General features: G+C 50.2%; 9 protein-coding genes, 3 pseudogenes and 1 other annotated feature. Of the genes and pseudogenes, 5 read left to right on the plus strand and 7 right to left on the minus strand.

Going from position 1 to position 12,211, the window contains the following annotated elements; translation table 11 throughout:
- The 3 genes and pseudogenes from RJ38_RS04900 to RJ38_RS04915 all read right to left on the minus strand — a co-directional run.
- On the minus strand, nucleotides 1-225 hold a 225-nt coding region (locus RJ38_RS04900), incomplete at its 3' end, for a transposase (protein WP_039017787.1).
- Nucleotides 226-613: 388 nt separating this feature from the next.
- A pseudogene (locus RJ38_RS18785) lies at nucleotides 614-757 on the minus strand (IS3 family transposase); the annotation flags it as partial.
- Between the two features lie 1,345 nt (nucleotides 758-2,102).
- Nucleotides 2,103-2,729, minus strand: coding sequence for an outer membrane protein (locus RJ38_RS04915; RefSeq protein WP_082005638.1), 627 nt, complete (start codon nucleotides 2,727-2,729; stop codon nucleotides 2,103-2,105).
- Nucleotides 2,730-3,089: 360 nt separating this feature from the next.
- Here RJ38_RS04915 and RJ38_RS04920 point away from each other — a divergent pair, with 360 nt between their 5' ends.
- From RJ38_RS04920 to RJ38_RS04930, 3 genes are all read left to right on the plus strand, one after another.
- Complete coding sequence (locus RJ38_RS04920; protein ID WP_162183550.1) at nucleotides 3,090-6,950, plus strand: autotransporter outer membrane beta-barrel domain-containing protein; 3,861 nt, start codon at nucleotides 3,090-3,092, stop codon at nucleotides 6,948-6,950.
- Nucleotides 6,951-7,079: 129 nt separating this feature from the next.
- Nucleotides 7,080-7,610, plus strand: a complete 531-nt coding sequence (locus RJ38_RS04925) for an invasion associated locus B family protein (RefSeq protein WP_052245205.1) — start codon at nucleotides 7,080-7,082, stop codon at nucleotides 7,608-7,610.
- A gap of 38 nt (nucleotides 7,611-7,648) precedes the next feature.
- Nucleotides 7,649-8,032, plus strand: coding sequence for an SH3 domain-containing protein (locus RJ38_RS04930; RefSeq protein WP_156121758.1), 384 nt, complete (start codon nucleotides 7,649-7,651; stop codon nucleotides 8,030-8,032).
- Nucleotides 8,033-8,160: 128 nt separating this feature from the next.
- On the opposite strand, the gene RJ38_RS19475 is transcribed toward RJ38_RS04930, so the two are convergent.
- Entirely contained in the window at nucleotides 8,161-8,544 is a 384-nt protein-coding gene (locus RJ38_RS19475; protein WP_420319409.1) for a DUF6693 family protein, read from the minus strand.
- Nucleotides 8,545-8,721: 177 nt separating this feature from the next.
- On the opposite strand from RJ38_RS19475, the pseudogene RJ38_RS04940 reads away from it, so the two are divergent.
- Both RJ38_RS04940 and RJ38_RS18020 read left to right on the plus strand, forming a co-directional pair.
- A pseudogene (locus RJ38_RS04940) lies at nucleotides 8,722-8,937 on the plus strand (transposase domain-containing protein); the annotation flags it as partial.
- An 86-nt stretch (nucleotides 8,938-9,023) separates the two neighbouring features.
- The gene (locus RJ38_RS18020; protein WP_052245206.1) at nucleotides 9,024-10,064 is read left to right on the plus strand and encodes a Hint domain-containing protein; all 1,041 of its coding nucleotides are present in this window, start codon (nucleotides 9,024-9,026) and stop codon (nucleotides 10,062-10,064) included.
- A 126-nt stretch (nucleotides 10,065-10,190) separates the two neighbouring features.
- On the opposite strand, the gene RJ38_RS19480 is transcribed toward RJ38_RS18020, so the two are convergent.
- The 3 genes and pseudogenes from RJ38_RS19480 to RJ38_RS04960 form a co-directional block, all read right to left on the minus strand.
- The gene (locus RJ38_RS19480) at nucleotides 10,191-10,406 is read right to left on the minus strand and encodes a helix-turn-helix transcriptional regulator (RefSeq protein ID WP_082005639.1); all 216 of its coding nucleotides are present in this window, start codon (nucleotides 10,404-10,406) and stop codon (nucleotides 10,191-10,193) included.
- A complete protein-coding gene (locus RJ38_RS18790; RefSeq protein ID WP_039017795.1) occupies nucleotides 10,334-11,110 on the minus strand; it encodes an AraC-like ligand-binding domain-containing protein in 777 nt (258 codons plus the stop codon). Before RJ38_RS18790 ends, RJ38_RS19480 begins: the two co-directional genes overlap by 73 nt.
- A gap of 141 nt (nucleotides 11,111-11,251) precedes the next feature.
- A pseudogene (locus tag RJ38_RS04960) lies at nucleotides 11,252-12,211 on the minus strand (IS3 family transposase); the annotation flags it as partial.
- Nucleotides 12,080-12,196, minus strand: a sequence feature (AL1L pseudoknot). It overlaps the preceding pseudogene by 117 nt.

A 12,211-nucleotide genomic window follows, 5' to 3' on the forward strand; every position in this document is an offset into this window, starting at 1 on the left:
CTCCTCGCGCAGCAGACGGACTTCCTTGCGAAGCCGCGTGTTCTCCTTCTCAACGTCTTCATGCGGTCCTGACATCAGGTCATCGTGTTGATGCTGTTGAACCCATTTGTTCAGCGTCGAAAGCCCAACCCCCAAATCAGAAGCCGCTTGTGGTCGTGTCAGTCCACTGGTCGTTGCGATACGCACTGCATCACGGCGAAACTCGTCTGTGTATCTCTTTGCCATTCTCTATCTCCTTCATAGCAAACATTGCTCGAAAGAGACCGGAACTAAACCGCGACAAGACCAACCTACTTCAGGGTTTTCCGTTTTGACCAACCCTGTGGATTTCCATGACCCCAACTTGTGGATGACTTCTGCCTTGAATAGGTCGCTGCGATCTAGAGGCACGTCAACCGGCGATCTCGTGATAAAACCGCGGTCCCGTCTCGTAAAGGCCATAACGGCTCTTCGACTGTATCTAGATGATCCCAATGCCCAACGTATACTGGATGAGTTGAGGGCCAAACCGACCCTCAGGAAAAAGGACTGCCCCCTTTGCCCGATTTGGCGTCATGAACGTGAAAGCCATCTCACACTGGCTGCACGGATAGGCTATGTCTTCCCACGGGTGTGCGGCCTTTCGCTCAAAAGCCAAGGGGCTTTTGCCACCCAGCGATGAATGACGGCGGCGTGGATTATAAAAACCATTGATATACTGGAAAATAGCACCTTCTGCCTGACGGCGTGTGTCCCATTTATTGCGCCGGATCCGTTCATCCGCTGTTAGTTGCCTTTTTAAGAAGATCACATGCGTGCCGTTCTTAAGGAGAGCCTCTTATCCCGATCAGTGAACTATCGGTTCTTCTGGGGATACGGCTCATTGGAGATGCTCTATGTTCACCGGGAAACTATGGAGTGAACATGGACCCAAACAGACCAATTTCGGAGGCAGTTTTTATCATCGCAGTATTACTAAGTGCTTTCTTGTGGGCGGCGTTTGTATTTTTTTGGGCATGGTTCAGCTATACGTAGCGTTAAGGCTTAGCAAAACTCTCCCTTCCGGCGCCTCGCACACTCTAGATTCCTCAAACTCTGAGAAAATTATTTTACTATGCTATTCAGCCCAATATTTATGTTTGGCTTTGCCTTTGTTTTTATATCTTCCCTCTCTTCTGCCCTATGGCATTGGTTGCTTTGGAAGGTCACTTCGGGTGTCCGGAAAAAACGCCACGTGGTCCGGTTCCTAATCTCAATTGGCATAGCCGTCATAATTGTAGGCACCTTCAAGCAAGGCGCTAATATCGCATTTCGACATGATGCCAACTTGCTTGGTTTTGCTTTATCGCATGAAAGTCGTTACGTTCTTCAAGGGGGGGCTTATGCACCGCTTTATTGGAGTGAAACTCAGGTAAATTTTCCAAATGCAATAAACCACGCGCGCGGATTGGTCATCGCCGAACAGCAACGCGCTTGGGTGGAGCATACATGCCAAGTGAAGAGCGAACGAAACCGTGTAAAGGGAAACTCGAGGAAATTGCATTGTGATGCATCTAATCTCTAATGGCTGTGCCGTATCTCATTGTTTTAGATGAAATACCTCCTTGTATGTGTCATTTACTTAGACCTGTCGCATTCAATTGTAGCTTGTCTTATGAATATCCTCGGTTTTGTACGAAGCAAGGGCAGCAGATTGGTGCCTAGACATGCAGATCTGTGGTGGTGTTTGGATTGCCCACCGCTTGGTTTTCGATGCCTTATCGGCGCAGTTTTGGGGTGCTGATGCATCCCACTGTCGTGCATCTGAATACACCAACGGGTTTTACCATCCGCGACGTTTCCGCTCGCACTGAGTTGGAAAAGCTAGGCCGCTTTCGACGGAAGGTAGCCTAAATGCGCACCCGGGGCAGTACCAAAGCGGCAGGTACGGTATTTACCCAAATTGGAGATCCAGCGATGTTGGATTTGGTCGTCTGCGGTGCATTGCTTGGGCTCAATAAAAATGGGGAACCACTGTGACAATGGTTCCCTTATCTCATCCGTATTATGAGGGCACTATACGGATGAGGTCTCATGAGGCGAATTGTAGAAAACGGCCTCACAATCTGATGTGATATATGGGGTTAGAATTTATAGGCGGCACGCAGAGAAAACGAGTTTAGATCGCCATCAAAGTTAGAGCCAGAACCATTGAGATTGGAAGTGTCCAGATTACGCATAAGATATTCAGCACCAACAACAAAATTGTCGCTTACCGCGTAATCAACACCAATGCCATAGTTCATGCCGGATACTGAAATGTCATCCAGACCATCGGTGATTTCAGCGGATGAATATCCCATCACACCATAAAGCAAAACGTCATCTAGGGCATAACCAAGGCGTGCTTTGAGATCAAAAACTTTGTCTAACTCGAGGCCTGGGTTTTGTTCGAGCGATATGCCACCGCCGACGCGCAAGGCAAGTTCGCCGCCATAAACGAATGATCCGTTTTGGAATTGGTAGCCGCCAAAGATCTGTGCACCTGTGTCGCTTTCGAGATCAATTTGACCACTGCCGGGGCCGCCGCTAACGGTTGCGTCACCTGAGTAAGTGCCAAAACCAAGACCTACATAGGCACCGGACCAATCCATAACGGGGGCAGGTGGTGTGACCTGCGCAATTGGCTGCGGTTCGATCAGGTTGCCGGCCAGTGCGGCCATTGGGGAAATTGCTAGGATGGTGGTGCATAAAGCGTGACGGAGATTCATGGTGTGGTGCCTATTTGGGTTGGTTTCGAAGGCAGCACATATCGGGTCTCGCAAAACTGGAAACCTTTTAAGCGCACGATCCCGCTCAGCGGGTGGTGGCCGTATCACATAGGTATTTGGATTTGGAGCTTTGGTTTTAGGCCTGTTCCCACTCTCTAATATCGAACGTGAAGCGTTGCCCAAATATGGGGTGGGTCGGTCACCGGGATGTTGGGATCTGGGCGGGGAATTCAGACTGAAACTTCTCTATTCCCCGGCGTCAACACGCAACGCAAAAATATTTCAATTGTGACTATAGCGAATAAATCAAACAATGTGGCATTTGACCACCTGCGCAAAGTGATTATGAATGGCGGCCGCATGACCAAATTTAAGGGTGTTGCTGCGTCAATTGCCCCTATGGTTGGGGTTGGGGCTGTGGTGATTGGTGGGTTGACCACTGGTCAAGTGAGTGCTGCGAATGAATGTGGCGCAACCGCCAATGGCATGGTGTCATGTACGACCACGACTTACGTAGGTTCAGCCAATGACATCGATTATGCTGCGAACGGTATTGTTCTGACGATTGATCTGAATGGCACAGCAGTGGGCGGCATTAATGCGGAAGCAGGTGCTGGGCAAGGGAACGCAGCGCAGGGTCCTGCGGGCAGTTTTGATATTGTTATCAACGCTCAGAACGCTGGCATGATCGGTACAAGCAACACGGATGCGAGCGGAATTCGCTCTAACATCACCAATGCGAATTCAGGCGGTGCAGCGATCGTCACAATGGGTGACGGCCATATTACCACAGCGGGTCTTCGCGGACGTGGAATTTTTGCACGCCAAGTAGGCCTGGGAAATGCGATGGCAACTATGTCTGGTGGGACAATTGATACCACGGGCATAGATGCATATGGCGTTCGGGCCTTCATTCGCAACAGCGCATCACAAGCGACAGCGTCTGTGGCGATGACCGGTGGCACAATTGATACAAGTGCCGCTGAGTCACGCGGCTTGTATGCGACGAACGAAGGTCTTGGCAATGCGACTGCCACGCTAAACGAAGCGAATGGCGCTAGTGAAATCACGACAGCAGGTGATAACGCGCATGGCATTCAGGCTGAGGTCGACAATGTTGCGTCAGCGGGTATTGCAGAAGCAGAAATGTCAGGCGGCGAAATTGACACGGATGGCAATGATGCAGTGGGCGTTTATGCGCTGAACGCGGGTCTTGGTGATGCAACGGTCATGTTGAGCGGTTCGTCTACCATCCAAACCGATGGCAGCTTCGCACATGGCGCGCTGGCGAATATTACGAATACGAATTCGAATGCCAACGCAATCGTCACGATGGGTAGCGGCGTTATTACCACAGTAGGTGATGGCGCACGTGGGGTCTTTGCCCGTCAAGAAGGTTTGGGCAATGCAATGGCCACCATGTCTGGTGGAACAATTGATACCACTGGCGAACATGCATATGGCGTTCGGGCCTTCATTCGCAACAGCGCGTCAACAGCGACTGCGTCTGTGGTGATGTCGGGTGGCACAATTAATACAGGTGATGACGGCTCGCGCGGCCTGTATGCGACCAACGAAGGTCTTGGTGATGTCACCGCTACGCTGAATGGTGCGGCTTCCGTAATTGAAACCACTGGCGACAACGCGCATGGCGTTCAGGCCGAGATCGACAATGCGGTGTCAACAGCCACTGCGGCTGTCAACATGACAGGCGGTTCAATTGCCACGAGTGGTGTCGAAGCGGCTGGTCTGTATGCTTTGAACCTTGGCGATGGCGATGCGACCGTCACAGCGTCAGGTGGTGCGATTTCCACAGGTGTGACCGCCAGCGCTGACCTTGCTCACGGTGCGTTTGCCCAAACTGATGGCGACGGCGATGCGACAGTGACCCTTATGCAAACCACGATCACCACCGATGGTGATTTCGCGTTTGGCGCCTTTTCTGACGTCACTGATGTGACGTCGACAGGTGATGCGTTGGTCACGATGACGGATGGGTCTATCACAACCGACGGCTATGCGTCTCGCGGCTTGTTTGCGCGCAACGATGGTGAAGGGAACGCGACGGTCGTGTTGAACGGGGCAGGGGCGTCAATCACGACCCTTGGCGATCATTCCTATGGGCTGCTGGCTAAGATCCGCAATGCGAATTCCGGAGGAGACGTAGCCATCACCATGAACGGTGGCGAGGTCACGACAGATCTTGCAGACGGTATCCGCGCTGAGACAAACGGCACGGGCCAATATGATGTGAATGTCACAGGCGGTAAGGTGGTATCTGGATCAGGTTCCAGCGCAGGCATTCATACGATTGCTGCTGCGGGCGGCACGATTGATATCGCTGCTGGTGTTACAATCGACAGCAGCGCATCCAATGTTGCCATTCGTGATGGCGATGCGGATCAGGACGGCATCGATGAAATCGGTGGTGATGTTGTTGTGACAACGGCTGGTGACATTACAGGTGATGCGCTTTTGGGTGCAGGCAATGATACGTTCAATCTTGTTGGTGGCAGTTTCACCGGTGATATCCAAGCGGATGATGCCGTTAGTGCTGGCACTGATAAGCTAATCTGGAGCGGTGGCACATTGAACGGTGGCTTTTATGGCGGTGACGGGTCTGACACAGCTGTTATCAGCGCAAGCGCAAGTTTCGCAGCGGCCACGGTTCTTGATGGTGGGGTTGATGCTTCGGCTGATAGTCTAACCTTTGATGGCCTGACGGCGGTGGTAACTGGTGGGAATATCCTGAACTGGGAAACTATTACAGTTGACGGCGCAAACATTTCGTTTACCGATACAGCCCTTACCGTTGGCAGTGGCGGCCTGAGCATTGAAAATAGTGGTGTTCTTGACGGCGGTTCTGCATTCGCGTTGACGGGTGATCTGGTCATTGACAATGGGTCTCGCTTTGTAAGTTCCGGCACAAGCGCGGGTGTCTATACATTCTCTGGTGACGTGATGAACGATGGCCAGATGATGCTGCAAAATGGTGTTTCTGGCGACATGGTGACCATTGCCGGGGATTATTCCGGTACAGGTGCGCTGCTTGTCGACCTTGATACATCAATTGACAGCAGCGATGCGCTTATCATCAATGGTACTTACACTGGTCCGACGATGATTTCCGTCAACAGCCTGTCAGGGAACGCGACGGGGAATGACATCCGGGTGATCACCGCTGCGGGAGGGACGTCTGTAACGAACTTCACACTTGCTGGTGGTTCTTTGTCGATTGGTGCGTTTGATTACACCCTTGGCGGTGTCGGGAATGACATTGTGCTTCAGGGCGCAGTTAACAGCACGGGTGCGATGTATGAAGCCGCCCCTGTGGTTCTGGGAGGCTTCAACGATATGACGTCCTTGCAGCAACGTATTGCACAACGCCAATGGGGCACTGAGAAGACTGGGCTAAGCGGCGCTTGGCTGCGTATCGCGGGTGATCGTACAGACGTGACCACATCCAGCAATGTCGGTGTCGATAGCAATAAATTCTCGATCCAAGCGGGCGTGGATTATGCGATTGATCCAAGTGCTACCGGCCAGTGGGTCTTTGGTGCGACTGCGCAATATGGCAAAATCTCAGGCGATATTGCTGCAGCACTTGGCACAGGCAGCATCGATGCAGAAGGCTTTGGTCTTGGCGCAACTGCAACGTGGTATGGCTCACAGGGCATGTATGTGGATATTCAGGGTCAGTTTAATTCTGTCAGCTCTGATTATACCTCATCCGCGAATGGTCTGCGTGCGGAAGGTGTGCATTCACGGACCTATGCGTTGAGCGTCGAAACCGGCAAACGCATCGCCCTTGATGCAGATCGGACGCTTGTGCCGCAGGCGCAGTTGACCTGGGGCACCGTGGATGGCGGATCATTTACGGATGATTTTGGCACATCAGTGAACCTTGGCAACAATGAAAGCCTGATCGCCCGCCTGGGACTTGCCTATGAGTTCAAAGACAGTTCTGCGGTTTCTGGTCGCGATGCCAGCTACTATGTCATCGGTAACCTTATGCATGATTTCTCTGCCGGCAATAAAGTGTCCGTTGGGGGCGTGGATTTTGCCTCTGAGGCCGGTGCCAATTGGGGTGAAGTCGGCATGGGGATGTCCCTAGCCCTCAGTGAAGGCACAAAAATTTACGGTGAGTCTTCTTATCGTCGTGAATTTGGTGGCGACGGTCGTGGCCTCGGTCTGAGCGCGGGTCTTAACATTCAGTGGTAACAAAACCCAGATCCTGATGGATCAACAGATCAATAAGCCCGGTAACCCAATTATGTTGCCGGGCTTTTTACATAAGGGGCGGTGGACGTTCCCCTGAACCCATTTGATGCTTTTGGAAAAGGAAAACGAATGCAAAACGTGATGCGCAAGAGTGCTTTGGCCTCTGCATTTTTATTTGGACTTGGATTTGGACTGTCGGGAAGCAATGGGATGGCCGAAGCCCAAGTTGCGCAAGCGCCATCATCCTCATCTCTGACGGAAACATATGGTGACTGGATCGTGCGCTGCACCGATCCGGGCCAAATATGCGAAATGACCCAGGAGTTGCGGCAACAAAGCACGGGTCAACGTGTTTTGGTCATCTCCGTGGCGGCAACTGAAGACGGAAGCGATATCAACGTAATAGCGCCCTTCGGTTTGGATCTGTCCAAAGGTTTGCAGATCAGTATCGAAGACGAAGTCCTGGCGCATATGTGGTTTTGGACCTGCCTGCCTGCGGGTTGCATCGCACAAGGACCCCTTGAAGCAACAGCGCTTGAGCGTCTGAAAACTGGGGATACAGCAATGATCCACCTGACCCAAACGAACACCCAAGGCGTTGATCTTGGCGTGTCACTGGCAGGGTTCACTGCGGCTTGGAACCGGTTGAAACAATTATAACCAGGGCAATCTTAATTCCCCATCTGAAAGGCAAAAACATGTTTAAGAACTCTATAATTGCGATGGCAGTTTCGTTTGCCACAATCGTGCCAGTAAATGCGGGCCTATATCTTGGGGGTCTTGCCCGTGATACGACTTGGCCTCTTAATCCTGCTGGCGAAAGTCAAGTTATGGTGTGTGAAGTAGAACAACCAGATGGGTATATTACAGTGCGCATGGGGCCAGGTACGGATCACCCAGCTGTGCGATCGCTTAATCACTACGCGATTGTGACTGTGGACACACGCGAACGGCAAGGGCACTGGGTTCGCGTTTTGAGCGCCTATAGGGACATTTCAAAATACGGCACCCCACAAGAACATAGAGACTTGCCAGTGACCGGCTGGGCCCATGATGGACACTTGTGTTCATTCGTGGATTGAATGAACTGGGAATGCAAACTACCGTCAATGCCCTTGGTGCAGACACTGAGGGCATTGACGGAATTTACATATTGAAGACAACTGTGGCCGCGATTTATGAGCCGACCTAGCGGGTTTAGTTCACCAGATTAAAGTGTAAGGCTGCTATTTTTACGGTGCTCTGCCGGCCGATTGTAAAGGGATATATGTGTGTGATCGAGCGTTTGAATTACAATGCGATAGATGAACACAATATAGCCCAGCCCCAGTGTTAGCACCGTCAGCAGAACCCACATTAACACGCGCGGAAAGCTTGTACGGATCTCAATATTACAATCCAACATGCCTATCTCTTGTCCGGCCATATCGTAAACTGCAGTTTGGTTGATAAATGTCCGCAGTATTTGTTTCGGCAAGATAAAGATGGCCAAGCCCAAAGTGCATATTGTAAGGGCCATTGTGACCAATGTGCTTTCCAAAATATATTGGGATTTCAGCTTAGATCTAAATCTATATTGCATATGATATGTCATCCAAATCGAGCTTGCGATTTATGAGAAAGCGGCCAAAACGTGGCGTTTCCTACGCCTAACACATTGCCTTGAGTTGTAAGAAGTGTTTGCTCTCAACTTCCCGCTAGGTGAAACGCGATTTGGGGTCACTGGGATATTAGGGAGGAGATTGGTATCGTTTTAGGGTAAGCGCCAACCCTTGGCCGGAAGAACTACCTATTCATGGGGTCTGAGGCTGGGGGAAATGCTGCGGCTATCGCTTACACCCTGATTGAAACGGCCAAAATGAACGGCGTTAATCCTGAGGCATGGCTTGCTTGGGTGCTGCAACGCATTCAAGACCATCCCGCTAATCGAATGAATGACTTGATGCCATGGGCTTATCAGGCGATGATCGATACTGAAGTGGCTTGAGCGCGAAGTGACTTGATGTTTACAGTGCTGCGACGTGGGTCGTTGAGAAATGACGCCCCGCTTTCACAAAACAGGGTAATTAGAGAATGGCTTTTTTTCGTTTTACAATATATGCGGCTTCGGATTTCACCACGCTTGATTTTGGGAATGCTACGACGCTAGGAACAATCACAACTGGCGCTATATTAAATGGGATTTCGATTGTAGTTGAAGATAACGACGGTAGTTTACAAAGATTGTCAGATGATTCTTCTCCTGGGGTGATTACTGGCGGCGACGACCCAGCACTCGTTGGTCAAGTAATTGCTTTACAAACCCCTCTTAGCGGTGCCGAGATTGGTATTAATGGTGGCTCTCAGGGCGGGAATATCTTCTATAAAATCACACTTAATGGCAATGACTATGTGGTCCATCGCGATAGTACCGGTGGCAGTCAGATGCAGGCTAACACAACCTACAATGAAACAACCATCAATCCACAGACCTCTTTACTATATCAACAATTTGATGATGGAATGGTTGTTTGCTTCTCCTCGGAAGCTGAATTGCTATGTGTCGGCGGACCAAAAAGCGCTGGAGATCTTGTGATTGGCGATAAAGTTAGAGTACAAAATAGTGAGGGAGAGTTCACTGAGGCACCAATTCGGTATATCTATAAGCGTAGCTATGATTACGGGCAATTGCAGGCCAATCAAAAATTGTGGCCCGTGAGAATTTCTAAGGGTGCTTTAGGAGAAGGACTTCCTACTAGCGACCTGCTTGTTTCGCGACAACACCGTATTCTCATTTCTCGGAACAATAAGTCTGGAAGATCTAACCCAGATGCTAAGCTCGTACCCGCAATCAAACTTACAGACATTAGTGGAATATGCATAGATAAGGACGTAAAAGAAGTTACTTATGTGCATTTTGCATGTGACACACATGTGATTGTGGTCGCGAATGGTGTTTATACAGAAAGTCTTTTTCTTGGTTCGACAGCTATATCTGCCCTAAGTAAAGATGCGAGAACAGAGTTAACTACTATCTTTCCAGATTTGACGGAATCTAGTGCTAGTCGACAGCTTGCCTGCCCCGCATTAGACGGCAGGCTGGCACATGACTTTGTAAAAAAATGCATCAAATAAGGGAGGGTTGCGTAAAAATATTTGATGATGAAATATTTTCAGGTCAGCGCACCGAATACAGCTCAGGAACTGGCGTCACAACATAATTCAAAGCAAGGGAGAGGGTCTTCCCTTGGGGCTTACGTTTTAGGAATGGATTTTCTTATACTCACGTGGCGTAAGTTTCAGGTAACGTTTGAAAACCCGGCTGAATTGCGAAGAACTGCTAAAGCCATGTTTATACGCAATTTCCGTAATGCTTTGGAAGCCGTTGGAATTTTGTCGTAGATCTAATGCGGCTTGTTCGATACGCGCATTTTGGAGATAACTCCCGAAAGTCTCACTGCTTTCCGAAAACGCCATATGCAAACCACGCAGAGAAATCCCAAGCGCTGATGCAACCTGAGCAGGGGACAGGTTTGGGTCTTCAATGCGGCTCTGAATATGGTCTTTGCTTCTTGGTAGGTAAGCTGCGCGTCATTCTTAGGATGGGAGAAGGCCGCAACGGTCAGGCTTAGGATGACATCTTCAACGACTTGTGTCTCGCTTTTATCGAAACTATTCGCGTTGGAAAGTGTCGTCTTGATCGCAGAATAAAGAAGACTTTTGGTCGCTGGGTTGGTGGGCCCAACCTTGACATCAGATTGGTGCGGTAAGTTGGCGTTCAAAATGTGTTTTGGTATAGCTACTGAGAAGAAATTTATGGGTTTGGGGACGTTTAGTTTGCCAATGTGTTCGCTATCCCAAAGATATGTATCCCCCGGGTTCAATTCGAAACTTACGCCCAAATAATCGATGAGTTGCTGCCCTCCCGTGGTTCCATGTAGGGCGTAAAAGGGAACGTCCGACCTGCGGATGTCTCGCATTGTGCGCTCGCAAGCGAACCCATCAGTCGTTCCGTGTAATAACCCCAGCCTATTCAAATGAAATGCGTTATGGTCCGCGTTGAAACCAACGGTCTCTGGTTTGTCGAACGACAGTTCGTAAGCTGTGCTGGAAATCATTGTTTTCCATGCTTCAAACTGTAGGTCTTTCGGATAGTTTGTGGTCGTCCAGGTTTCAGACATCATAGTTTCCATTCTGTCTGGCCATGATAGGTTCCTACGCGAGTTGAGCGATGTTTGTCAGGATACTTTATTCTATGTCGAAAAACTGCTGTGATCGTTAAAAACTGAACCAGACCGGGTTTATCGGAGACAGTTGAGTTCCTATTCTGCGGCGAGAGTAACAGTGTTCAGGCTGTCATAGAAGTTCCTTTCTGCATGTGCTGGAGCAATGTATCCGATGGGTCCAAAGCGGCGTTCGTGATTGAACCAATGGACCCAATCGAGCGTGGCAAATTCGACGTCTTTTTTGCCTTGCCAAGGGCCCTCATGTTCAATGACCTCAGCCTTGTAGAGGCCATTAATTGTCTCGGCCATCGCATTGTCATAGCTGTCACCAACGCTGCCGACTGAGGGATCAATTTTGGCTTCCTCAAGCCGTTCAGTGTATTTGATCGACAAATATTGAACGCCCCTGTCACTGTGATGAATAAGTATTTTGGGGTCCGGTTGACGCGCAGCCAGCGCCTGGTTCAAAGCATCAAGCACCATCTGGGCATTGGGAGAAGAAGAGACTTTCCAGCCAACAATGTAGCGCGCAAAGACATCAATGATAAACGCCACATACACAAAGCCGACTGCGGTCCTGACGTAGGTAAAGTCTGCAACCCACAAGATGTTCGGGGCCGGTGCTTTGAATTCTCGGTTCACTTTGTCTTCAGGGCATGGCAAGGCAGGGTTGCTTTTCGTCGTAGTCACCTTTCCGCGTGTAATTCCCTGTATCCCCATGCTTTTCATAAGGCGAACAACCGTGCAACGGGCGACGACAAACCCATCGTCGAGCAAGTCATGCCAGATCTTAACCGCCCCATAGCGCTTCCCGCTATTCTCCCAGAAATGGGTGATCCTAGTCATTATGATGGCATCACGCTTTGCTCGATCCGATGCCTTCTTGGGATAACGATCAATCGACTTGCGGTGGTAATAGGTGGAAGGCGCGATCGGCAAAACATTGCAAATCACCTCGACGCCAAGATGATCACGGTGGTCATCTATAAACATGATCATCTCTTCCGTAGGCGGTCGAGGTCCGCCGCCGCGAAAAAAGCTGACGCCTTACGAAGG

The organism is Halocynthiibacter namhaensis, from assembly GCF_000812685.1.
GTDB classification, from domain to species: Bacteria; Pseudomonadota; Alphaproteobacteria; order Rhodobacterales; family Rhodobacteraceae; genus Halocynthiibacter; species Halocynthiibacter namhaensis.